The 23,118-nt window shown below is 64.4% G+C and carries 25 protein-coding genes; 5 read left to right on the plus strand and 20 right to left on the minus strand.

The window, feature by feature from the left end; translation table 11 throughout:
- The first annotated feature begins 37 nt into the window (after positions 1 to 37).
- The gene (hemE, locus tag QXZ85_RS03000) at positions 38 to 1,084 is read left to right on the plus strand and encodes a uroporphyrinogen decarboxylase (RefSeq protein ID WP_315728421.1); all 1,047 of its coding nucleotides are present in this window, start codon (positions 38 to 40) and stop codon (positions 1,082 to 1,084) included.
- 3 nt (positions 1,085 to 1,087) lie between these two features.
- Here hemE and hemC read toward each other — a convergent pair whose 3' ends face one another.
- The 5 genes from hemC to QXZ85_RS03025 all read right to left on the minus strand — a co-directional run bounded on the left by hemC (position 1,088) and on the right by QXZ85_RS03025 (position 7,151).
- A complete protein-coding gene (hemC, locus tag QXZ85_RS03005; RefSeq protein WP_316173438.1) occupies positions 1,088 to 2,065 on the minus strand; it encodes a hydroxymethylbilane synthase in 978 nt (325 codons plus the stop codon).
- Between the two features lie 15 nt (positions 2,066 to 2,080).
- On the minus strand, positions 2,081 to 3,706 hold the full coding sequence (locus tag QXZ85_RS03010; protein WP_316173437.1) for a choline dehydrogenase: 1,626 nt from the start codon (positions 3,704 to 3,706) through the stop codon (positions 2,081 to 2,083).
- Positions 3,707 to 3,807: 101 nt separating this feature from the next.
- The gene (locus tag QXZ85_RS03015; protein WP_315700619.1) at positions 3,808 to 4,989 is read right to left on the minus strand and encodes an acetate/propionate family kinase; all 1,182 of its coding nucleotides are present in this window, start codon (positions 4,987 to 4,989) and stop codon (positions 3,808 to 3,810) included.
- Positions 4,989 to 6,395 (minus strand): bifunctional enoyl-CoA hydratase/phosphate acetyltransferase, encoded by a 1,407-nt coding sequence (locus QXZ85_RS03020; protein ID WP_315700620.1) that lies wholly within the window; start codon positions 6,393 to 6,395, stop codon positions 4,989 to 4,991. The genes QXZ85_RS03015 and QXZ85_RS03020 overlap by 1 nt, the downstream gene beginning before the upstream one ends.
- Before the next feature lie 363 nt (positions 6,396 to 6,758).
- Positions 6,759 to 7,151, minus strand: a complete 393-nt coding sequence (locus tag QXZ85_RS03025) for a tautomerase family protein (RefSeq protein ID WP_315700621.1) — start codon at positions 7,149 to 7,151, stop codon at positions 6,759 to 6,761.
- A 105-nt stretch (positions 7,152 to 7,256) separates the two neighbouring features.
- Between QXZ85_RS03025 and QXZ85_RS03030 the strand changes: the two genes are divergently transcribed.
- Entirely contained in the window at positions 7,257 to 8,111 is an 855-nt protein-coding gene (locus QXZ85_RS03030) for a LysR family transcriptional regulator (protein WP_315741740.1), read from the plus strand.
- Between the two features lie 35 nt (positions 8,112 to 8,146).
- Here the strand turns inward: QXZ85_RS03030 and QXZ85_RS03035 are convergent, their stop codons facing one another.
- Genes QXZ85_RS03035 through QXZ85_RS03050 form a run of 4 tightly spaced genes read right to left on the minus strand, consistent with a single transcriptional unit; the run spans position 8,147 to position 11,608 of the window.
- Positions 8,147 to 9,439 (minus strand): FAD-dependent oxidoreductase, encoded by a 1,293-nt coding sequence (locus QXZ85_RS03035; RefSeq protein WP_315767377.1) that lies wholly within the window; start codon positions 9,437 to 9,439, stop codon positions 8,147 to 8,149.
- Positions 9,440 to 9,450: 11 nt separating this feature from the next.
- Entirely contained in the window at positions 9,451 to 10,182 is a 732-nt protein-coding gene (locus QXZ85_RS03040; RefSeq protein ID WP_315767376.1) for an amino acid ABC transporter ATP-binding protein, read from the minus strand.
- Positions 10,179 to 10,832 (minus strand): amino acid ABC transporter permease, encoded by a 654-nt coding sequence (locus tag QXZ85_RS03045; RefSeq protein WP_315700624.1) that lies wholly within the window; start codon positions 10,830 to 10,832, stop codon positions 10,179 to 10,181. Before QXZ85_RS03045 ends, QXZ85_RS03040 begins: the two co-directional genes overlap by 4 nt.
- Positions 10,832 to 11,608 carry an ABC transporter substrate-binding protein gene (locus QXZ85_RS03050; RefSeq protein ID WP_315700625.1) on the minus strand — a complete coding sequence of 259 codons (777 nt, stop codon included), beginning with the start codon at positions 11,606 to 11,608 and terminating at the stop codon, positions 10,832 to 10,834. The genes QXZ85_RS03045 and QXZ85_RS03050 overlap by 1 nt, the downstream gene beginning before the upstream one ends.
- Before the next feature lie 170 nt (positions 11,609 to 11,778).
- Between QXZ85_RS03050 and QXZ85_RS03055 the strand changes: the two genes are divergently transcribed.
- Complete coding sequence (locus QXZ85_RS03055) at positions 11,779 to 12,387, plus strand: cupin domain-containing protein (RefSeq protein WP_315700626.1); 609 nt, start codon at positions 11,779 to 11,781, stop codon at positions 12,385 to 12,387.
- 12 nt (positions 12,388 to 12,399) lie between these two features.
- On the opposite strand, the gene QXZ85_RS03060 is transcribed toward QXZ85_RS03055, so the two are convergent.
- The 11 genes from QXZ85_RS03060 to QXZ85_RS03110 all read right to left on the minus strand — a co-directional run bounded on the left by QXZ85_RS03060 (position 12,400) and on the right by QXZ85_RS03110 (position 21,449).
- Entirely contained in the window at positions 12,400 to 13,380 is a 981-nt protein-coding gene (locus tag QXZ85_RS03060; RefSeq protein WP_315700627.1) for a PDR/VanB family oxidoreductase, read from the minus strand.
- Positions 13,381 to 13,392: 12 nt separating this feature from the next.
- The gene (locus QXZ85_RS03065; protein WP_315700628.1) at positions 13,393 to 14,148 is read right to left on the minus strand and encodes a GntR family transcriptional regulator; all 756 of its coding nucleotides are present in this window, start codon (positions 14,146 to 14,148) and stop codon (positions 13,393 to 13,395) included.
- A gap of 5 nt (positions 14,149 to 14,153) precedes the next feature.
- On the minus strand, positions 14,154 to 15,197 hold the full coding sequence (locus QXZ85_RS03070; RefSeq protein ID WP_315700629.1) for an aromatic ring-hydroxylating dioxygenase subunit alpha: 1,044 nt from the start codon (positions 15,195 to 15,197) through the stop codon (positions 14,154 to 14,156).
- Between the two features lie 168 nt (positions 15,198 to 15,365).
- Positions 15,366 to 15,974 carry a nuclear transport factor 2 family protein gene (locus tag QXZ85_RS03075; protein ID WP_315700630.1) on the minus strand — a complete coding sequence of 203 codons (609 nt, stop codon included), beginning with the start codon at positions 15,972 to 15,974 and terminating at the stop codon, positions 15,366 to 15,368.
- A 799-nt stretch (positions 15,975 to 16,773) separates the two neighbouring features.
- Positions 16,774 to 17,442, minus strand: a complete 669-nt coding sequence (locus tag QXZ85_RS03080) for a hypothetical protein (RefSeq protein WP_315700631.1) — start codon at positions 17,440 to 17,442, stop codon at positions 16,774 to 16,776.
- A 154-nt stretch (positions 17,443 to 17,596) separates the two neighbouring features.
- Positions 17,597 to 18,265, minus strand: a complete 669-nt coding sequence (locus QXZ85_RS03085) for a DUF1109 domain-containing protein (RefSeq protein WP_315700632.1) — start codon at positions 18,263 to 18,265, stop codon at positions 17,597 to 17,599.
- The gene (locus QXZ85_RS03090; protein WP_315700633.1) at positions 18,262 to 18,894 is read right to left on the minus strand and encodes a sigma-70 family RNA polymerase sigma factor; all 633 of its coding nucleotides are present in this window, start codon (positions 18,892 to 18,894) and stop codon (positions 18,262 to 18,264) included. The genes QXZ85_RS03085 and QXZ85_RS03090 overlap by 4 nt, the downstream gene beginning before the upstream one ends.
- Positions 18,884 to 19,390 (minus strand): DoxX family protein, encoded by a 507-nt coding sequence (locus QXZ85_RS03095; RefSeq protein WP_315700634.1) that lies wholly within the window; start codon positions 19,388 to 19,390, stop codon positions 18,884 to 18,886. The genes QXZ85_RS03090 and QXZ85_RS03095 overlap by 11 nt, the downstream gene beginning before the upstream one ends.
- On the minus strand, positions 19,387 to 20,175 hold the full coding sequence (locus QXZ85_RS03100) for a DNA-binding domain-containing protein (RefSeq protein ID WP_315700635.1): 789 nt from the start codon (positions 20,173 to 20,175) through the stop codon (positions 19,387 to 19,389). The genes QXZ85_RS03095 and QXZ85_RS03100 overlap by 4 nt, the downstream gene beginning before the upstream one ends.
- A complete protein-coding gene (locus QXZ85_RS03105; RefSeq protein WP_315700636.1) occupies positions 20,159 to 21,046 on the minus strand; it encodes a DUF692 domain-containing protein in 888 nt (295 codons plus the stop codon). The genes QXZ85_RS03100 and QXZ85_RS03105 overlap by 17 nt, the downstream gene beginning before the upstream one ends.
- Positions 21,047 to 21,101: 55 nt before the next feature.
- Positions 21,102 to 21,449, minus strand: a complete 348-nt coding sequence (locus tag QXZ85_RS03110; RefSeq protein WP_315700637.1) for a DUF2282 domain-containing protein — start codon at positions 21,447 to 21,449, stop codon at positions 21,102 to 21,104.
- Between the two features lie 224 nt (positions 21,450 to 21,673).
- Here QXZ85_RS03110 and QXZ85_RS03115 point away from each other — a divergent pair, with 224 nt between their 5' ends.
- Together QXZ85_RS03115 and QXZ85_RS03120 are read left to right on the plus strand one after the other, a co-directional pair.
- Positions 21,674 to 22,402, plus strand: a complete 729-nt coding sequence (locus QXZ85_RS03115; protein ID WP_315700638.1) for an SDR family oxidoreductase — start codon at positions 21,674 to 21,676, stop codon at positions 22,400 to 22,402.
- Between the two features lie 198 nt (positions 22,403 to 22,600).
- Positions 22,601 to 22,999, plus strand: a complete 399-nt coding sequence (locus QXZ85_RS03120; RefSeq protein WP_315767370.1) for an EF-hand domain-containing protein — start codon at positions 22,601 to 22,603, stop codon at positions 22,997 to 22,999.
- The last annotated feature ends 119 nt before the right edge of the window (positions 23,000 to 23,118 follow it).

Consider the following 23,118-nt stretch of genomic DNA (forward strand, 5'->3'; position numbering starts at 1 on the left):
GCGGTCAATCGTTCCCGATGATTGCGGAGCCTCAAGCTTGACCCAGACCGAGACGAACAAGCCCTTTATCGCCGTGCTCTCCGGTCAGCGACAGGCTGTGCCGCCGATCTGGATGATGCGACAGGCCGGCCGCTATCTGCCGGAATACCGCGAGGTTCGCGCCAAGGCCGGCGCTTTCCTCGACCTGTGCTTTTCGCCCGAGCTTGCGGCCGAAGTGACCTTGCAGCCGATCCGCCGCTTCGGGCTGGACGCAGCAATCATCTTTTCCGACATCCTGGTCATCCCACATGCGCTCGGCCGCAGCGTGCGGTTCGAAGTCGGCGAAGGTCCGCGCCTCGACCCGCTGGATACGCCGGAGAAGATCGCGACGCTGGCGGCGGAAGCCGATTTTTCCAAGCTCGAGCCGGTGTTCGAAGCGCTGCGCCGCGTCCGCAGCCAGCTGGCGCCGGAGACCGCGCTGATCGGCTTCTGCGGCGCGCCATGGACGGTTGCGACTTACATGGTTGCGGGCCAGGGCACGCCCGACCAGGCGCCGGCGCGCCTGCTCGCCTATCGGCATCCTGAGGCCTTCAGCAGGATCATCGACGTGCTGGTCGAGGCCTCGATTGCCTATTTGCTGAAGCAATTGGAGGCCGGCGCCGAGGCGCTGCAAATCTTCGACACCTGGGCCGGCGTGCTTTCGCCGCGCCAATTCGCGCGGTGGTCGATCGAACCAACCCGACGCATCGTCGAGGGCGTGCGCAAGGCGCGGCCACACGCCAAAATCATCGGATTTCCGCGCGGCGCGGGCGCACTGCTGCCGGACTACGTGGCAACAACCGGCGTCGACGCCGTCAGCATCGACTGGACAGCAGAGCCGAACCTGATCCGCGACCGAGTCCAGAGCAAGGTCGCGGTGCAAGGCAACCTCGATCCGCTGGCGCTGATCACCGGCGGCGCAGCGCTCGATCAGGCCGTCGACGATGTGCTGGCGAACTACGCGCAAGGACGGCACATCTTCAATCTCGGCCACGGCATCCTGCCGGAAACGCCGATCGCGCATGTCGAACAGATGCTCGCGCGCGTGCGCGCCTATCGCGGCTGACTGTTAACGCGGCCGGCTGCGCTCGATCAGCTCGGCCGCGCCCTGAGCCAGCAGTTCGAGCCCGACCGCGCGGCCAAGCTCGCGGGGACGATCGGCCGGCCCTGTGCGCTGCGCCTCGATGAAGCGGTCACCGGCTTCGTCGAGCACGGAGGCGGTCAGCGTCATCTGCATGCCGGCGATCGTCGCAAATCCGGCGATCGGCGAATTGCAGTGACCGTTCAAGACCCACAGGACTTCACGCTCGGCGTCCGCGCAGGCGCGCGCAACCGGGTCGTCGATAGTCGACAGAATGCGCCGCGTCTCCCAATCGGAAGCCGCGCATTCAACCGCAACAATGCCCTGCCCCACTGCGGGCAGCATGTCGGCAATCGGAAAATCGTAGGACGCACGATCCGCAAGGCCGACCCGCTCGAGTCCGGACCGGGCCATGATCAGTGCGTCCGCCGGTCCGACGGCGCCCCCGTCGGGCAAACGCTGCAGCTCGCCACCATCGAGCTTGCGGATGCGGGTGTCGGCGGCGCCGCGAAAATGGATCACGTCCGCGTTTGGAAACAGCCGCCGCGCATAGGCCGCTCGCCGTACCGCGTTGGTGCCGATCTTGAAGCCCCTGCCGCCCTCGCGGCGGAAATCGTCCAGCGACAGCCCCCGCCGCAGCACCAGTACGTCGCCGGGCGGGTCCCGCGAAAGCAGCGCGGCGACCACCAGTGCCGGCGTTTCCTCATTGCCTGGCATATCTTTCAGCGAATGCATGGCCGCATGCAACTCACCGGTAAGCATCGCCCGGCGGATTTCGGCCACGAAGGCGCCACCTTTGCCGCCATGGGTCAACAGCTTGCTGGTCTGGTCGGTATCCCCCGTCGTCTCGAACCTGACGATCTCGATGTCGAGCGAGGGGATCGCGGCGCTCAGCCGGCGCGCGATCTCCTCGGTCTGGGCCAAGGCCATGGTGCTCTTGCGTGTGCCGATCCGAAAACGAGTCACAACTCTACTTCCTGCTCAGTGCGCATCCCGCAAGATCATGTCGGAGGCCTTTTCCGCAATCATGATCACCGGCGCGTTGGTATTACCCGAGACCAGATCGGGCATGATCGAAGCGTCGACGACGCGCAGACCTTCGATGCCGCGCACCCGCAAGCGCTCATCGACCACGGCCAGCGCATCATTCCCCATCCGGCATGTCGAGGTCGGATGATAGATCGTGCTCCCGGTCTGCCGGCAATAGGCCAGGATGTCCTCGTCGGCAATCACTTTCGATCCCGGATAGGCCTCATCGGTCACATAGGGCTGCAGCGCCGGCGCGGCCAGGATCTTCCGCAGGATGCGGAGGCCGTCGACATTGGCCCGCCGATCGGTTTCGCTGGCCAGATAATTGATGCGGATCTCCGGCGGCGCGGCCGGATCGGCGCTCCTGATCTTGAGCGAGCCGCGGCTTTCGGGCCGCAACTGGCAGACGGAGGCGGTGAAGCCCGAATAGGTATGCAGCTGTTCACCCATTTTATCCGTCGAAAACGGGATGAAATGGATCTGGATGTCGGGGCTCGCGAGCCGCGGATCGGTCTTGAAGAAGGCACCTGCGGTGCCGGCCGCGATCGTCAGCGGTCCTTTTCGGAACGCGACATAGTGAGCGCCGGCCAGCACCCGGCGTAGCGGATGGTGGACGATATCGTTCAGCGTGATCCGCTGACTGCAGCGCATGACGATCCGCACCTGCATATGGTCCTGCAGATCGTTGCCGACGCCGGGCGCGTCGAGCACGATATCGATGCCATGGCGCTTCAGGAGCTCGGCCGGACCGACGCCGGACAGTTGCAGGAGCTGCGGCGAATTGTAGGCACCGCTGGCAACCAGGATTTCCCTGCGGGCGCGCGCGGTGCGCACACGCCCATGCTGGCGGAATTCGACCGCACGGGCACGGCGGCCTTCGAAAACGATGCGCTGCGCCAGCGCATCGGTCTCGATGTGCAGGTTGGCCCGACGCTTCGCCGGACGCAGATAGCAGAAGGCGCTGCTGGCACGCCGGCCGCGGAGCGTCGTGGTCTGGAAGAAGCCTGCGCCCTCCTGGGTCGCGCCGTTGAAATCGGGGTTGTAGGGAAGGCCGGCCTCGACAGCCGCCTTCACGAAGGCCTCCGAGAGCGGGTCGTCGTGCCGCCAATCCGACACCGGAAGCGGTCCGCTGACCGCGTGGTAATCGTCGGCGCCGCGCTGCTGATTTTCCGCCCGCTTGAAATAAGGCAGCACGTCGTCATAGCCCCAGCCGACATTGCCCCGCTGACGCCACCGATTGTAATCCTCATGCTGGCCGCGAACGTAGAGCAGTCCGTTGATCGAACTGGAGCCGCCGAGCACCTTGCCGCGCGGCTGGAATACCGAGCGGCCATCCAATCCAGGCTCGGGCTCGGTCTGGTACATCCAGTTGACCGTCTTGTCCTTGAACAGCTTGCCGTAGCCGAGCGGCACATGGATCCAGATATTGGTGTCCTTGGGACCTGCTTCCAACAGCAACACCTTGTGCTTGCCGTCGGCGCTCAGCCTGTTTGCTAGCACGCAGCCGGCCGACCCCGCACCGACCACGACGTAGTCGAACTCCAAATCCGCCTGCTGCGACGCCATATGGCTGCTCATGTTTCCCCCGAGCTATCCTGTTCTTATCCTGTCCTGCAGATACCAAATCGGCGGCGCAGGCAAGGGCAATTCGGACAGCCGTCCTCTGCGATGGGCTCGGGCTACCGGCTTGCGGCCAACAGTCGCGCGGTATGGCGCGCAATCATCATCTCCTCATTGGTGTTGATGACGAAGACGCGGGCGCGCGAGCGATCCGACGAGATCACGGACTCGCCGGCCCGGTTCCTGATATCGTCGAGTTCGATACCGAGCCATTCGAAGCCCTGACACAGGCGCTCGCGAATACGCCAGGCATGCTCGCCGATGCCGCCGCAGAACACGACGGCATCAAGGCCCGAGAGGATCGCCGCCATCGAACCGAGCTCGCGCCGGATGCGAAAGACGAAATAGTCGATCGCCTCCGCCGCCTCGCGGCTGCCGGCCGCCTCCAATTCGCGCATGTCCTGCGAAAGACCAGACAGGCCTTTCAGCCCCGAATGCTTGTAGAGCAGGTCTGTGATCTGCTCGGCCGTCATTCCCTTTTCCTGCAGCAGATAGAGCACGACGCCAGGGTCGAGCTGGCCGCAACGGGTGCCCATCGGCAATCCGTCCAGCGCGGTGAATCCCATGGTCGAGCCGACGCTCTGGCCATCGCGAATGGCACACATCGAAGCACCGTTCCCGAGATGCATGACGACCACCCGCCCCTGCTCATAGAGCGGCGCGATCTCTTTCATTCGCTCGACGATGAATTCGTAGGACAGGCCGTGAAAGCCGTAGCGTCGGATGCCCTCGTCATAGAACTCACGCGGCAGAGCATAGACGTCGTTGACCCACGGATGCGAGCGATGGAAGGCGGTATCGAAGCAGGCCACCTGAAGTGCGTCGGGAAACGCCTTGTGGGCGGCTTGGACTCCGGACAGATTGTGCGGCTGGTGCAGCGGCGCCAGCGGGATGAGTTTTGCCAGCTTCTCGATGTTGGCGACGTCGAGCACGATGGATTCGGAGAACTCGATCCCGCCGTGCACGACGCGATGTCCGACCGCCTCGATCGCGGTCTTACCGATCACCTTGCCCAGAAGCGACAATATGAGGTCAAGCGCAGCTTCATGGTCGGCCGCCTTGGCTGCATCGACCTGCTGGTCTGCGACCGTCTCAGCGCCCTGCTTCGCCTTCAAATAAGGAACCGCAGTGCCAAGGCCGTCGATCTGGCCTTCAAGGCGCTGGGCGATTTCGGCATCCGTCTCGAACAGCGCGAATTTGATCGAGGACGAACCTGAATTCAGAGTGAGGATGTGCTGCACTATTGAGCCGCCTCATCGATGTGAACCCGCGCCTGACCGCCATCCTTCCACGCTTTATACAGCGCCGCGATGGCGCAGGACGCGAGCCGCGCCTTCTCGCCGTCGGCGCGACTGGTCAAGATGATCGGAACGGTCGCACCGAGCGCCAGCCCGGCGGCTTCCGCCTGAGCGACGAAAACGAGTTCCTTGGCGAGCATGTTCCCGGCTTCCAGGTTCGGCACGATCAAAATATCGGCGTGGCCGGCAACGAGCGAAGATATCCCCTTCGTCTGGGCAGCGGTGACATCTATGGCGTTGTCCATCGCGAGCGGCCCATCGACCACCGCGCCGCGAATCTGACCGCGATCCGCCATCTTCGCGAGCGCGGCGGCGTCGAGTGTCGATGGAATTTGCGGGTTGACGGTCTCAATCGCGGAGAGCACCCCGACCTTCGGCTTGTCGATGCCGAGCGCGAGCGCCATGTCGATCGCGTTCTGGGTGATGTCGACCTTGGCCGCCAGATCCGGCGTGATATTGATGGCCGCGTCCGAGACGATCAGCACGTGATCGAGCCCCGGCACGTCCATCACGAAGGCGTGGCTGAGGCGTCGGCTGGTACGCAAGCCGCCGTCGTGCTTGACCACGTGATGCAGAAGCGCATCTGTATGCAGGTGCCCCTTCATCAGCGCATCTACCTTCCCGGCCCGCACCAGCGCCACGGCCGCGGCCGCGGCCGCATCATCGCCCCTCACGTCGATGATTTCCACACCGGTCAGGTCGACGCCGATCTCCTTGGCGACCTCAGAGATGATGGCTGCCGCCCCGACCAGAATGGGACGGATCAGGCCATGCTCGGCCGCCAGCATCGCGCCCCCGAGCGAGCTCTTGTCTTCAGGCACGACGACAGCCGTGACAAGCGGCGGCAGCCCTTCGCAGGCCTTCAGCAGACGATCAAAATGCCGATGCCGCTGGATCGGGCACTCAGGCACGGAACTGTCGTCCCAGCAAATTTTTCGGGCTGGCGCCAGCACTTCGGCAACGCCTTCAGCCACGAGATCACCGTTCCGATGAGTAATGGTCGTATCCAATCGGATACAACGATCGGGCAGCTTCTCGCGCACGGTGACGCCGACATGCAACTCGTCTCCGATGTGGACACGGCTGGTAAAGGTGAAGCTCTGAGCTTTGTAGAGCGTTCCGGCGCCTGGCAGGATGTTGCCGAGGACGGCCGACACCAGCGCGCCGACCCACATCGATGGTGCAACGGCATCCGAATACGTCGTGCCATTCTGCTCCGGCAGATGCAGCGGGTTCAAATTCCCCGAAGCGTGCGCAAAGATATAGAGGTCGTTGGCGGTACAGACACGCGTGATTGAGGCGGTATCACCCACCTTCATTTCGTCATACAGCTTGTTCTCGCGGATCATGCCGCGCTCTCTCCTTCAGTGCACAGCTGCTTCAGCTTGGTCTGCGCCCCGTCGACCCGCATTGCCTGCGAAACATATCGACGCCCCAAGGTCGAAGCGTCCATGGCGACGCCCGCCTCGGAAGCCGGTATGAAGCTACGTCGTACGCCGGATATTACCTTGCGGTGCATCAACGAATGCCACGCAAGTCACGGGATGCAAGTGACGAAACGATGACAATTGAACCGGGGGGCAAAAGGGCGCCTCGGCGCGCAAGCAGCCCGGCAAACCGACGGGCAAAAGCCCGTCGGTCGCACGATGACAGCACCCAACGATGGACAATGAAAGGTTGCCGCAAGTAGGCGCTACTCCCTAACCAAATCATCAGGCCTTTTCTGACGCATACTGCGCGAGACCGTTACCGAATGACCAGTTCTCCGGCACGACTTCGACAAGATTGATGAAGATGTCCTCCGGACGCAGCCCGGGATCTTGGCTCAGCTGTGCGACGATCTCGCGATAGAGCGCCTTCTTCTTGGCAAGCGGGCGCGTATTGCTGACCGTCATCTGGATCATGACCAGATCGTCACTGCGGTGAATGCCAAGATAATCGGCGCCGTACCAGAAGTCGGGACCATCATGCTCGTTCACCACCATGAATCGGTCATCCTCGGGCACGTCAAAGACCATCCGTTGCGCGCGGTAAATGCCCTCGAGGATGGCGTGTCGATAGGCCGTCGACTTACCGGACCGAAGTGAGACGCGTGTGAAAGGCATGGCTGGCTCCCGAATGTTTGGACAGATCGAAGATAGCGGCTGCCCTATCATTTAAAAATGCTATGCTATGGTATATCAGTGATATTCATTTCAAATGGTACAGGCATGAAGGCCTTGGATATCGAAGCGGTGCAGGCGTTCGTTTTGGCCGCCGATCTGAAAAGTTTCACGCGCGCGGCGGAGGCGCTGGAAACCGCACAATCGGCGGTCAGTCTCAAGATCAGGCGGCTCGAGCAAGAGCTTGGCCGCAGGCTGCTCGAGCGGACACCGCGCAACGTCCAGCTATCATCGGATGGCAACGCGTTCCTGGAGCCGGCACGGACGCTCATCGCGGCGCACCAGGCCGCGCTGCAATCGTTCCAGGCCGCGTCACGCCGTCGCCTGACCATCGGAATCAGCGATCACATCGTCGGTGCTGATCTGCCGTTGCTGCTACGACGAATGAAGCGCGCTGAGCCCGGCCTGGTGCTTGAAATCCGCATCGCGGCCTCGCGCGAGGTGCTCGCGGAGTTCGACAGGGGCCTCGTCGATGCGGCGATCGTGTTCCGGCACGACAACCGCCGACGGGGCGGCGAGGCCATCATCAAGGAAGCATTCGGTTGGTTCGCCGCCCCGGACTTCACTCATCAATCCGGCGAGCCGCTGCCGCTGGCGACACAGGCCGAACCCTGCAGCGTGCGGAGCCTGGCTGTCGGCGCCCTGAAGGCGGCCCGAATTCCCTGGCGCGAGGTGTTTGTGGGTGGTGGCATCGGCACCATTGGCGCCGCGGTGGCGGCCGGGCTCGCGGTTGCGGCACTAGGCCGGCGGGTGGCTCCGCGCGGCACAATCGAGGTGGGCGCACAACTTGGCCTGCCGGTGTTGCCGGCGCGTGACGTCGTCATGCATGCGAAGATCGCCGATGCATGGGCTCGCGCCTCGCTGAAGACCCTGGCCGCAACGCTGCGCGCCAGCGTGGGTTAGAGCGAGGCTGGCTGCCCGGCGCCGACGTCAGTCGTTCACACGCCGAGTCGATCTCGCAGCCGGCCCGCCAGCACGGCTGCAGTCACCGCAACCGGCCACAACGCGTGAAACGGCATCGGCTTGATGCCCGTGATCGGCATGTCGATGTCGGCCTTGGCGCCACCGATCAGCCGTCGCGCGAGCTGCGCGCCCATCGCAGTCGACAAGGCGACGCCGCGGCCATTGCATCCCAGCGAGACCAGGAGATTGTCGGCCGGCTCATGCACGTGCGGATAGTGGTCGGCCGTGATCGCGAGCCGACTGTTCCAGCCATGAGTCCAGACGACGCTCTTCAGCTGCGGCCACAGCCGCTCCGCATAGTGGATCAGGTAGGAGATATCGGTTGGACTCTTGATCCAGCGCATCGGACCGCGGCCGCCCATCAGCAGACGGTGACGCTGGTCCATCCTGTAATAGACGGTGATGTGGCCGCTCTCGTAAAGCACCGAGCGCGTGGGCATGATCGCGCGCGCGATCTCGTCGGGCAGCGGCTCGGTCGCTGCGATCGAGGAGAACACCGGCACGATGGTGCGGCCCAGGCCTGGCCAGAGATCGTCGGTGAAGCCGTTGGTCGCAAGCAGCACCTTGTCTGCATGCACGGTCGCGCGCGGCGTGGTGATACGCCAACGGCCGCCGTCGCGGGAGAGTGACAGCGCCCGCGTCTCGCCATGGACGGAAGCTCCCGCCGAGATCGCGGCGCGCGCGAGCCCACGCGCATAGCTCAACGGATGCAGGTCGCCACCGCGCACATCCAACATCGCGCAGAGATAGCGATCCGTGCCGGTCATCGCGCGCACCTCATCGCGGTTCAGAAGCTTCACCGGCATCCCGCGGCCGATGCACTGCTCGGCGGTGGTCCGGATGCCGACCGCGGCCGCCTCGTTGTAAGCGGCGCGCAGAGTGCCGTTCTGGCGCGCCTCGCAGGGGATCTGATAGCGTCGGATCAGATCCAGGGTGAAATTGGTGGTGCCATAGGCGAAATCGACCATGCGCCGCCCCAACTCAGGCCCGAAATCGGCTTCGATCTTGTCGGGGTCGTGCTTCAGGCCTGGATTGATCTGCCCACCATTGTTGCCGGACGCGCCCCAGCCGGGCTCCTGGGCTTCCAGCACGGTGGCCTCGATGCCCTGCTCGGCCAGATGCAGCGCGGTCGAGAGCCCGGTGAAGCCGCCGCCGATGATCGCGACCGGGACGTGTTTGTCTGCTTCAAGCGGCGGTGAGGCCACCGGCGGGACCGCGGTGTCGGCATAAAGGCTCGGGGGCAGAGGAAGCCGCACGGGTGTGGCCATCGAGGGATCTCTTACAAAGGATGCAGCACGCGACGCAGAAAATCCTGTGTGCGCGGATGCTGCGGCTGGTTGAGCAGGCTCCTCGCCGCCCCCTGCTCCACGATGACACCACCGTCGATGAACAAGACGCGGTCGGCGACCTCGCGGGCAAAGCCCATCTCATGGGTCACGACGACCATGGTCATGCCGTCATCGGCGAGCTTGCGCATCACCGACAGCACCTCGCCGACGAGTTCCGGATCCAGCGCTGAGGTCGGCTCGTCGAACAGGATCGCCTTCGGCTGCATCGCGAGCGCGCGGGCGATCGCAACGCGCTGCTGCTGGCCACCGGAAAGCTGCGGCGGATGCGCGTCGGCCTTGTCCACCAACCCGACCTGCGCCAGCAGCGTACGACCACGCTCGATGGCTTGCGCGCGCGGCTCTTTCTTCACGAACACCGGCCCTTCGATCACGTTCTCCAGCGCCGTGCGATGCGGGAACAGGTTGAAGCGTTGAAACACCATCGAAACCTGGGTCCGGACGGCAATGATGGAGGCGGCGGCGCGGTCGACCCGCAAGCCTTCGACGCGAATGTCGCCGCGGTCATAGCTCTCCAGACCGTTGATGCAGCGGAGAATGGTCGATTTGCCCGAGCCCGACGGGCCGATGATGCAGACCACCTCGCCCTTTTCGACCGCGATCGAGATCCCCTTCAACACCTCGTTGCGCCCGAAACGCTTGTGAACCTCCGTGAGCTCGATCATCGGTGGCTCGCCCGCTTTTCGAAGTGACGCACCAGAAGGATCAGCGGAATGCTCATGGTCAGATACATCAACGCCACCAGCGTGAACACGCTGGTATTCTTGAAGGTCGAGGACGCGATCAGCTTGCCTTGCAACGCGAGCTCGGCAACCGTGATGGTCGAGGCCTGCGAGGAATCCTTCAGCATCATGATCATGACGTTGCCGTAGGGCGGCAGCACGATGCGCACCGCCTGCGGCAATATCACCCGGCGCATGGTGAGCCACCAGCCCATGCCGATCGCCTGCGCCGCCTCGATCTGTCCCTTGTCGACCGCAGCGATGCCGGCGCGGAAATTCTCAGCCTGATAGGCCGAATAAGCGACGCCCAGCCCGATGATAGCGGCCTGCAGGGCCGTCAAAGACACGCCGAGATCTGGCATCACGAAATAGAGGTAGAACAGGAGCACAATGATCGGAATGCCGCGGATCACGTTGATGAAGGCGGCACTCAGCCAGGCCAATGCGCTGACGCCCGAGACCCGCATCATGGCCCAGACTAGGCCGAGAAGCGTCGATAGAAGCAACGACCCCAGCGTGACGATGACCGTCAGCGCGACGCCGTGCATCAGGATCGGCAGGAACTCGGCAGCGTCGCGCGCAAACTTCTCCATCAGAGCGCCTGCGCCTTCAGGCCCCATTTGTCGAGGATCTTCGCGATCGTGCCGTTGGCTTTCAGCTTCGCGAGCGAGGTGTTGATCCTGCCCAGCAGCTCAGAATCGCCCTTGCGCATCCCGATGCCCACCGAGCCGATGATCGTTGGCTTGTAGCTCTCGACGATGCGAACATCGGAGAACGCGCCCTGCTTCAGATTGTAGGCGAGGATCGGATAATCGGCGAAGCCGGCCTTCAGCCGTCCCGCATTCACGTCGCGCAGAATATCCGGGATCGTATCGTAGGCCTTCACCTCGCTGAACTGTCCCGACTTCTTCAACGCATCGACGAAGGCGGTGCCGACCTGCGCGCCGACCGCCTGGCCCTTGAAATCATCCTGGCCGATGTAATCCTTGGTGTCGTTCTTCGGCACCACCAAACCCTCGCCATAAGTGTAGATCGGGTCGGAAAAGTCGATCACCTCCTTGCGGGCCGGGGTGATGAACATCGCAGCCGCGATGATGTCGATTTTGTTCGAGGTGAGCGAAGCGATCAGCGCCGAGAACTGCATCGGCTCGATCTGTACGGAAAAACCCGCATCCTTGCCGACCTCGGTGATCAGATCGACCATCACGCCCTGGATCGAGTTGGTCTTGGTGTCGAGAAAGGTGAAGGGAATGCCGGTCGGCGTGCTGCCGACCTTGAGCACCTGCTCCGCCGCAGCCGGAATGCTTGTTGCAGGGCTGGCGAGAAGCAACGTTCCCAGTACCAACTGCGTGAAACGCTTGACGAGCATGGCTCCGCCTCCTCCTGGCCCGGGTCTATTGCGATGGCGCGCTCGGAAAGGGCGTGCATATCGTCAGGGCCATTTTCACCTATATGAAAATTTGATCATCTTGTGCTGGACTTGGCAAGCGGTTTTCATGCAAATGAAAAAGGCTGAAAGAACCGGGTAACGACGCGGGAATGGGCAAACAGGCATCCAGAGCGAAAGCAAAGCAGGCCGAGCCGGCAATGGACGTGGCAGTCGGGCAGCGGCTGCGCGAGCTGCGGCACGGCGCCAATTTGTCGCTGGAGGCAGTCGCAAGCCGCAGCGCGCTCTCGGTCGGCTTCCTCAGCCAGGTCGAGCGCGGCCTGTCCTCGCCGTCATTACGGGTACTGGCGACGCTGGCCGATGTGCTCGGCGTCGGGATCGCCGCGCTGTTCGGCGATGGCACCGGCGGCGCGGAGGCGTCGGCCGGGATCGTCACGCGCGCCACCGAACGCGCGGAGCTGAAACTCTGGCGCAGCGGCATTTCAAAGCAGCTGCTGCACCCGACCGGCACCGACGGCAAGCTCAATTTGTTTCTGGTGCACATGGAGCCCGGCGGCTCGACCGGCGATGAGCTGTACACCCATGACGGCGAAGAGGCCGGGCTCGTGCTCGAAGGCGAGATGACGCTGACCGTCGATGACGAGACCTGGACGCTGAGGAGCGGCGACAGCTTTCGCTTCGCGAGCCGCCGCCCGCACCGGTTCAGCAATCCCGCCAAGCGGGCCAAGGCGGTGGTGTTGTGGGTGAACTCGGTGACCTGACACCGATCAGCCTCAGATCGCGTCGGCGCGCTCCAGCGTATCGATCGTGACCACACCATGGGCGCGCGAGACGCAGGCGCACAGCTTGCGGCTCTCCTGCTTCTGATGCTCGCTGAAGAACACGTCGCGATGATCGAGCTCGCCGTCGACCGCGACCACGTCGACCGCACAGACGCCGCACTCGCCGCGCCGGCAATCGGCCATGATCTCGTGACCAGCCGCGTTCAGGACGTCCAGCATCGAGCGGTCACGCGGCACATCGATCTCCTCGCCGCTGCCGCTCAGGCGGACGCGGAACGGCTCGGCCGCAAACCGGCCCGAGGAGCCGAAGGTCTCGTAGCTGAGATCGGTCGATGCCCGGCCGCTCGCCGCCCAGGCGCTGCGTGCCGTCTCCAGCATACGCATCGGACCGCAAAACAGCACCGCGGCATCGGATGGAAGCGAGGCAAACAGCTGTGCGAGATCGAGCCGCCTGCCTTCATTTGCAGGATAAAGCACGACGCGCTCGCCGAGCACGTCGGATAGCTCCTCGGCATAGGCCGCGTCCTCGCGCGACCGCACCGCATAATGCAGCGAGACGTTCGGCGTCTTGCGCAAGAGCGCCTGCGCGACGCCGACCAGCGGCGTGATGCCGATGCCGCCGGCAACCAGACAATAGTGCTGACGCTGCCAGTCGACCTGCAGCAATGAGGTCGGACTCGTCACCTGCAGCCGGGCGCCCGGCTTCAGCGACCACAGATAACGCGAGCCGCCGCGCGAATCCTCGGCGAGCCGGACCGCGATACGATAGCCGGCCGGATCGGCTTCGCCGACCAGCGAATAGGAGCGCACATCCGGCTGGCCCTCGACGAGAACGCCGGTCTTGATGTGGCTGCCGAGCGGATAGGGCGCGCAGGCGTAACGATCTGGCCGCAGGGTGAATTCGCGGATGCCCGGTGTCAGGTCGCGGATCGCGACCAGCGTGGCGGACTCCCAATTGTCTTCAAACCGCATGCTTGGCTCCTGTCAGCTCGCGTTCGGCGCCTTGATCAGCACCGAGGCCGGGACCAGATCGAAATGGCTGCGCGTCTTCAGCGCGGCCCGCAGATTGCGGGCGGCGAGCCGGGCGTGCTCGCGCATGATGCCTTCAGCCCGCGCACCCTCGCGGTTCTCGATTGCATCGAGCACGATGCGATGGTGATCCTGCGCCAGCAGGAGGATCAAATGCGCCTCCGGCAGCGCCGATTGCGCCATCACGAAGCCACTCGGCGAGGCGAAAGGCAGGGCGCAGGCGCGATCGACCTGGCGGATCACCGGCGGGCTGCGCGAGAGCTCGGCGAGCAGCGCGTGGAAGCGCGCGTTCAGGGCCACATAGGATGAAAACGACTCGATCGAGATCGGGTCCTGCGCCACCAGCTCATCGATCTGCGCCAGGCACTCGCGCAAAGGCACGAGATCGCGCACGGAGACGCCGCGCTCGGCCGCGAGCCGCGCCGCCAGTCCTTCGAGGGTGCCGCGCAGCTCGATGGAATCGAGGATGTCGCGCTCGGAGAAGGATTTCACCATGAACCCGCCGGAGGGGATCGCCTCCAGCAGCCCCTCCTCCTCCAGCCGCACCAATGCCATGCGCACCGGCGTCCGTGATGCACCGGTCGCCTCCACCGCCTGCAGTTCGCTGATGCGCTCACCGGGCCGCAACGATCCGGAAAGGATCAGATCACGCAAGGCGAGCTGCGCCCGCACGGTCTGTGAAACGGAACGGTCGGCGTCACGCTCGGTCATGGTGATTACTCCGCAGCTTCCCTCAACGGCGTTTCGCGCGCGATCAGGCGGTCGATGATCCGCCGCGACCACATCGCTCCCGCATCGATGTTGAGATTGTAGAACACCCGGCCGGGATTCTCATCCATCGCGCGCTGCTGTGCCTCCAGGATCACTTCGTCCTCGCGGAAGATGCCGGAGACGCCCTCGCGGATCTCGGTGGTCAGCCGCTGCTCGGAGAGGCGGTAGTTGCGGACGAACGCCCAAAAATAATGACAGCTGCGTTCGGTCTCCGGCGTGATGGTGTTGAGCACCATGCCGTTGACGCCCTGCGAGCGGTCCCCCTCCGGCGCGCCGGTGCCGGTCGGCGCGACGCCGACATCGATGGCCACCGTGCACGGCGCCTCGAAGCGGATGATCTGCCAGCGGTCGACAAGGCCCGGCTTGCCGAGCTGCTTGGCCCAGAACGGCGGCGGCTCGATGCCGCGCATCCAGCGGGTCACGGTCGCGGTGCGCTCGCCATGGGTGACGTCAAACGGCGCCTCGGCCACGGCATCATTGCCGATCGAAGAGCCGTGCACGAAGGTCTCGTGCGTGAGGTCCATCAGATTGTCGACCACGAGACGATAGTCGCATTTGACATGGATGGTCTTGCCGTCGCCCGCCCAGGCCGGATCATGATTCCAGTGCATGTCCGGGATGGTGGCGGGATCGGCCAAGGCAGGATCGCCCATCCACAGCCAGATGAAGCGGTGCCGCTCGACAGCCGGATAGGCGCGCACGCAGGCCGATGGGTTGATGGTTTCCTGCGAGGGCATGAAGGTGCAGCGGCCCTGCGGGTTGAACTTCAGGCCGTGATAGCCGCAGACGACGGTGTCGCCTTCGAGCCGGCCCTTGGACAGCGGCACCAGGCGGTGCCAGCAGGCATCCTCCAACGCGGTCACCGTGCCGTCGGCCTTGCGGTACATCACGACGTGTTTGCCGCAGATCGTGCGCGGCAGCAGCGCCGGCTTCACCTCGGCGTCCCAGGCGGCAGCGTACCAGGCATTCATGGGAAAGGAGGCGGCCATGGGGATTTCCTCGCGTCGTCCTTATTGGATGCCGTATGTATACAATAACTCCACAATTGAAGGCAAGACCTGGCAAATCAGGCGTTACCAACGGGCGTCATGTATACATGTACGGCCTAGTCGCGACGAAAAACGGTAATAAGAAACCGCAACGTGACAGCTTTCGGCTCAGAGCCCCTCGCCTCTGAGCCAAGCGGCGCCACGCGCGTAGAGCGCCTCGACCTCGGGCCCCTTCAGTCCCGGCATATCCCGCTTCACCGCGTAACCGATCCGGGTCTGCAGATAGGCGAGATGGCGGTAGCCGACCGGAAACTGCTCGAGCAGCGCGCGATCGAGCGCCGGCACGGCGCCCGGTGTCACCGGGTCCATGCGGTCCTTCTCGTAGATCGGCTGGCGCAGCACGATGCCCCATTTGCCATCGCGCTTCTCGATAAAATCATAAAAGCGCCCGGTGCAGAGCACGTCGCACAACACGCCCTCGACCTCGGCGCGCTGCGAGATCGTCATCTTGGTCTGGCTGATCGCACGGGGACCTGAAAGATCGACCGAGATGCCGCCCAGGAAATGCAGGATGTTGACGCCCTTGGCCCAGGCCTGCTTGCTGATCTCGATGAACTCATCGCCGGTGCCTTGCGTCCAGGTCGCCATCATGCGCCCGTCGGGATGCCAGACCGTGCGGAAGCGCTCCCAATCGCCGGCATCGCGCCAGATCGCCCAGTTCTGCAGCAATTCGCGGATCTGCCTGATGTCTTCGATCTCGGCGGCGGTCTGGGTCATGGCGACGTTTCCTCGTTCGTTTTCGGCTGCTGAATACATGTATCTTGCGATCGCGGCAAAGCTGACGTGTCCAAATGCTGACCATGGATGTCCACCATCCATGTCGAAGCAGCCGAGGTGAAAACAGCCGTTTGCACCCCGCAGCACGTCATGCCCGGGCGATGCGGCGGTCATGTCCCTTTCGAAAATCGAGAGGGAGCGGGGAAGGCCGGGAGCTCGCCGCCCCCATGGCCCGCCTGCAGAAAGAAAAGCAGGCGGCAGTCACCACAGGTTCGGCCGAGACCTCCCGGCCTTCCCCGCGCGCATGGTTTTAACGGTGTCCTTCGTGCTCTCCCTGGGGATCGGGCTTTCTTGCCCCCATTTGCGACAACGCGCCTTCAGCGCGTTGCGCAGACCTCAGCGTCGAGAGGCCAGGACCACACGACTTCGCCGTCCGCGCCGGCCTGCGCTCGTCGGGCACAGGCGTCGCGTCCACCGCAGCCCACCTCCACGTATCGTGACGACGCGTACGTCCCTCTGCACGAGGCGGGATGCAAAGAGATAAGCACGATTTCTGAAAAACAGCAATCAAAATCTTTCTCGCCGCAGGACCGGACTGAGCGCCCACCTTGAAGTTGCTTGCGAACTTCGTCGTTTGGCGCAGGCGAAATCAGCGGCATCAGCCTTGCCCTCCGCCTCCGGTCTAAGCGCCATCGCGACTGAGGCGCCCTACGGGCGAGCGCCAGCGGCGCTGACGCTCGCAGATAACATCTCGGACTAACCTCGACGAATTTGCGACGAGGTGCCCGTATCCCGCCTGCTATTCCGGAATCCTGGCAATCAACTGATGATGGGCGGCGATGCCGATCTCGCCACGTTGCGCGCCATGCGCCGTCCCGTCGCTGTGATAGACCAGCAGCACCGCGTTGTCGTGCGTCAGCGGCTGCGGGGCGGCGATCGTCAGTTTCGCAGTGCCATCGGCGGCGGCGACGAAGTCGCTGGTCTTCGCGGTCCCGTCGAGCGGGGTGAAGCCGATGGGCTTCTGATCGAAGTGGTTCTCGAACAGGCTGTAATGGCCGCCCGGCTTCAGATGGTCGAAGCTGAGTGAAATCTCGACCTTGCCTCCGGCCACCGGCGTGAGGATCACGGTGCCGCTCGCCGCAAGCCAGTCACCGAGCGTGAATCCGATCGGTTCCCCCTTCGCATTGGAGACCGCGGCGGTCTTCGGATCCTGATCGATGAAGGCCGGCCGAAAACCAGCAACATGCGAAATGTTCTGCGGTCCGACAGCGGCCGGCGCCGCGGCATCGGCGACGAAGGCATGAGGATCGAGCGGCTTGGGCTGCTTCGTCTCTGCCGAGAAGAACGCAGCATGCGTGGCGAATGTCAGATGGCTTGCATCAGCCGCGACGCTCGCACCGAACGGCGCGACTGCCGCCAGCATGAGCGCCGCGCCGGCCCACAAGGTCAAGTTCTTCGATCGTTGCATTATCCCACTCTCCTGGCGGCAGTGAATGTCGATGTGCGATGCATGTCCGGAATGGGGCTTGTCCGCGCCGAAGCCCGCTGTCTATTCGCTGCGGCCGCGGCAAAGGTTACGCTCGCCACCTGCCCGGCCAGAGCGGGTCGCGCCGCGCGCGACCTCAATCCTGAGCGAACGCGCGCGGCGCGACCCAGAGAAACATCCGCCGGCCGAACAGAGCGGCCGCCCCCATTAGCAGGGCCGCCGTTCCCAGATTCCACATCAGGATCATCACCGTGGCATCGATGGTATGGAACAGGGCCAGGGCAGTCGAGGTGATCGCGGATACGGCAAGGCTTCCCATAAGGGCGACCATCGTCGGACGAAGCCGGGCGGCATAACGCAGCATCACGAGCAAGGCGAGCGACAGCGGCAGGCTCGTCACCAGGAGCGTCGTGAAACACCTCGCGGCTTCTCCCGGGCTCATTCCGTCGGGGCCGATCGAGACCCAGTCCGTGAGGCACTGATAACCGATGTTGGACAGCCAAAGCACGAGGGCGGGCAGCGGCAGAAGCATCCACAATCGTGAGCGGTCGGGAAGGCTGACCAGAAACGCCGCGATGACGGCCAGCACGCCGGTCAGGATCGAGCCGGCGAGGCTCATGACAAAGGGCGTATCGTGCAGACGCTGAGCCAGGTCAGGTCGGATCCCCTGATTGACTGCAAGCAGCGCCACGACGGCGGCCGCCCCGAGCAGCCAGCCGCACGCGCGCAGCAGCGGCGGTCGCAGCCGTTTCACCGGCCGCATGTCGGTCGCAAGAGAGTCGATCAGATCGGTCGTCTTGATCATGGCTCGTCCCGCGGCATGAGCAGCTTCTGAAGGCTCTTCAGAGCGCGGTGCATATTCACCTTCAGTGAGGTCGTGGACATTCCGGTCGCCGCCGAGGCCTCCTTGAGCGACAGCTCCTTCAGCTTGAGCAGCCGCACGGCCTGTTGCTGCGCCGGCGGGAGAATATCGATCGCACGCTCGAGCTCGCGGCGATCGGGCGTTGCCTCCACGCCGGTCTCGGGCTCGGCAGCGACCTCATGCTCCGGCGCCAGCGCGATCTCGCGCCCGCGCTGACGGATCTGTCGTCGCATCCGGTCGATCAGGCGGCGGTTTGCGATGGTCACCAGCCATGGCGCGAAAGGCCTTGTCGGATCATAGGTGTGCCGGATCGAATGAATGGTCAACAGGACGTCCTGCACCGCGTCCTCGATGTCGCTGCGGTCGTTGCAGCGCCGGGCGGCAAGCGAGCGCAGATAGGGCGAGATCTCCTGCAGCAGTCGCTGATACGCCACGCGATCGCCGTCCTGGGCATGCGCCATCAGGATCGCCCAATCGAGCGCACGCCGCCCGGGCTTGACCTCGACGCCCATGCGATCATCCGCGGTGACGAGCCTCAGCCGCGGCGCGGGACCATTCGGGTCACTGCTCATCCAGCGCCTCGGCCTTCCGGCGGAACGATGCGACGAGATGATCGAGACTGAGAGGCCCCGGTCCCAAGGCGATGATCGCCAGGATCATTGCAGCCCAGGGCAGATGAAAATTGGCCCAGCCTTCAGGGACGACGAGCTGGATGATTGCGGTCATGACAAGCAGCATAAGCGCACTGATCCGGGTTGCGAGCCCGGCCATCAGCAGCACGGGCAACACGATCTCGGCGACGCCATCGAAATACGCAAATGCGGCAGGCCACGGAAAGTCGTAGGCGCGCCCGAACAGGTGCAGCTTAAACTCATCCTCAAACAGATAGATCGCGGCCGGCGACAGCGACAGGACTCCGTCCCATTTGGTCAGGCCGGATCTGAAGAACGGGACCGCCAGCGCAACGCGCAGCACCGGCGGGGCCGCGATCCAGGCCAGGCGGGCGAGCCGATCCGTAGCCTCCTGCACGAGGAGCGCGAGCGCCGGGCTGGTTGCGGCCGCGCTCATGCTGTTCCCGCCATCGGCTCGAGGTCGAAGCCGATCGCGGCTCCGCTCTGGATCAGGTCGTGGAGCGTGCCGGCGAGGTTGAAACCGGGATCGGCGCGCAGCGCGCCTTGCAGCGCAGCCAGCATCGATTTGCCGACCACGACCGCCTGGACGAAATCGAAGCTGCCCGGCGGGATCGAGCGGACCACCACATCGGCGTCGGGACGGACGATCAGAACCGCCTCTCCTCCTCCGTCAATATCCACAGAGCCAGGAATACCTCCGGCCGCATTCATCTGCCAGATCGTGAGCACGGGAAAGCGGGAATCGATGAGCCGCAGCGACGGGTGAAAGCGCAGGCGAAGTGCCGGCAGATCGGCCGGCGCGATGGCGGCGAAGGCTGCGGGCGCGATCGGCTCCGCCTCGGCCGCATGGTAGGCCTCGATCCAGGCGCGCTCGAGCCGTGCGACATCGGCCAGATACGGCAGTATCGAGGCCGGTGCAAAGCCGCTGATGAAGGCGGGAAAGCCGGCGCCATAGTCGAGCAGGATCGGAGAGCACGGCGGCTCGGAGACCAGATAGTGGTGCGCCATGGCCTGGAAGAACTCCGCCCCGACGATGCGATGCACCGCCGGATAGGCGTCCTTCAGCGTGTGCGTCAAGCCGACCACGACGTTGTTGCGATAGACGCCGAACCGTCGCCGGCTCGGCCTGCCGTCCGGTCCGACCAGACCGGCCGGCACCGGCTGCTCGGGATCGAGCAGCGCGCGCGCAAAGCCGTCGAGACGTTCAGCAAGCGGCGGCATCACAGGCCACCTCCGTCGCAGGGAGAAGCATGAGCGCCTCGGCGCGGCTGGCTTGTGCGGCGAGCACAGGCCATGGCGGCACATCGGCGTCCCACTCGATCAGCGTCGGCACCGCGCCGGTCGACCGCACGGCGCGTGCGTACAGCGCCCAGACGATGTCGTCGACCGGACGGTCATGCGTGTCGATGAGCAGCGGCTGCCCGTTCTCGTCGACTTCGCGCGCATGTCCGGCGAGATGAATCTGCATCACCTGCGTGAGCGGATAGGCGTCGAGATACGCAAGCGGATCCCACTGCTGATTGGTCGCCGCGACATGAACGTTGTTGACGTCGAGCAGCAGTCCGCAGCCGGTGCGGCGCGCGATTTCGGCAATGAAGGCGGGTTCTGACCAGTTGCTCTCGGCGAACGCGACATAGGTCGAGGGATTTTCGAGCAGCATGCGGCGACCAAGCGCGCTCTGCACCTCGTCGATATGGGCGCAGATGCGGATCATGGTCTCTGTCGTGTAGGGGACCGGAAGCAGGTCATTGAAGAAGGCGGCGTCGTGCGACGACCAGGCCAGATGCTCCGAAAACAGCCCCGGCTCGTAGCGATCGATCAGGTGCCGAAGCCGGCTGAGATGCGCGCGATCCAGCGGGCGATCGGCGCCGATCGATAGTCCGACGCCGTGAAGCGACAGCGGATAGCGCTCGCGAATCGCCGTGAGATAGCGGTGCGGCGGGCCGCCGGCGCCCATGTAATTCTCGGCATGGACTTCGAAGAAGCCGATGTCGGGCCAGGTTTCGACGATGCCGCGGTAATGCTCGGCCTTCAGACCGACGCCTCCGCGGGCAGGTATCTGGCCAGTCGCCTGGAATTGCGAGCGTGACACGTGCAGACTCCGATCGAGAGATGAGGCGGGCCGTGCACAGCCCGCCCGCTGCGTCTCAGGCCTTCGGGGCGAGGCTTCCCGGCCCCTTCGGCGTCTGCATCGTCGTACAGGTACCTTTCGGCTCGAGCTTGAACGCATTGCCCTGATAGTCCGCCGTGCTCGTTCCCGCGCACGTCGTGCCAGCCCCGGCAAAACAGTCGTTCTGTCCCTTGAGCGCAACGCCGAAGCACTTCTCCATCTTGCCGTCCTTCATCGCCTTCATGGTCTCGGCCTGCTTGGCCTTCATCATCTTTTCCATGTCGCCCTTGGGCATCATCTCGGCGGAAGCGGACGTGACGGCGAGCGTGCCGGCGGCGACCGCAAATGCGCTGACGATGAGTGCGGACAGCGTGCGATTGGACATGCGTGTTCCTCCATTTTCCGGGTTCAGCCTGCGGATATGCAGGTGATCTGGCGGCCATCGGCACGCCTGCTCAGTGGTTCGCTGCACGCGCCAAAAGGTTACGTGCCTGTTGCGAGACATCGCCCGACCGCATCCAAGACGCCGGCAGTGCGGCTCCCGACAGCGCCTTGCGGTGCTGCTATACTGCACAAGGTCTATTGATGACCGGAAAGGGACGGAAACGTATGGCGAGAGAACTGGAAGGCAAGGTTGCCGCCGTGACCGGGGCTGCCTCGGGCATCGGGCTGGCCAGTACCGAGGCGATGTTGGCTGCAGGCGCGCGCGTGGTGATGATCGACCGCGACGAAGCGGCGCTGAGCGCGCTGTGCGCCAAGCATGGCGATGCGGCGATCCCGCTCGTCATCGACCTGCTCGACGCGAAGGATTGCGCGACGCTGCTGCCGAGAGTCCTGGAGAAGGCCGGTCAGCTCGACATCTTTCATGCCAATGCCGGAACCTATGTCGGCGGCGACCTGGTCGATGCCGACAGCGCGGCGATCGACCGGATGCTGAACCTGAACGTCAACGTCGTGATGAAGAACGTGCACGACGTGCTGCCGCATATGATCGCGCGCCGGACCGGCGACATCATCGTCACGAGCTCGCTGGCGGCGCATTTTCCGACGCCCTGGGAGCCGGTCTATGCTTCGTCCAAATGGGCCATCAACTGCTTCGTCCAGACGGTCCGGCGCCAGGTCTTCAAGCACGGCATTCGCGTCGGCTCGATCTCGCCCGGTCCCGTCATCACCGCCCTGCTCGCGGACTGGCCGGCCGAGAAGCTGCGGGAAGCGAAGGACCAGGGAAGCCTGCTCGAGGCCGGCGAAGTCGCCGAGGTCGTGATGTTCATGCTGACGCGGCCGCGCGGCATGACCATTCGCGATGTCGTGATGATGCCCACGAATTTCGACCTCTAACGGCAGTCTTCCTACGAAAGGCGTTGGCAGACGCCCCGAATGCAGATGGACTGGGCGACTTGTGCGGCGCGGCGGCCGAAAATCGGACGCGGAGCGCTCGATAGCCGATGAGCCCAGCGCGCGGCTTGACGGAACGTGATAGGATCAATCCCACTTGGATGGAATTATCGGACGTGATCACCCTTTGAGGAGGCTTCGATGTACCGGCACATCCTCGGACTGACGACATCTGCTCTCCTGCTGGCGTGCGGCACCGCCGGCGCCTTGGCGCAGAACCAGACGACACCCCAACCGGGTCAGCAAACGCAATCATCCCCCATGGGCCAGGACGGCGGAGGGATGATGGGGCCCGGAAGCATGATGGGCGGCGGCATGATGGGACAGATGATGGGGCGCGGCATGATGGGGCGCGGCGCGATGGCACGACCTCTCATCATGCGGGTGATGTTTGCCCTGATGGACACCGACAGCGACGGCACCCTCTCGCTGCAGGAGTTCCAGGCAGCTCACGAACGAATCTTCAAGGCCATGGACACCAACAAGGACGGCAAGCTCACGCCGGAAGAGATGGAAGCCTTCATCCACGGAACCAAGTGATCGGCTTGCGTCGGCGCTCCAGGCAGCCGGAACACCGAGCACGGCGCATTTGAAACGCGGGAAGCGCCAGCAAGAGCTCAGCAGACGGGCGCAGCTTTATCTTCGCGCCCGATGGTGAA

The organism is Bradyrhizobium sp. SZCCHNGR1005 (assembly GCF_032489995.1).
Taxonomy (GTDB): Bacteria; Pseudomonadota; Alphaproteobacteria; order Rhizobiales; family Xanthobacteraceae; genus Bradyrhizobium.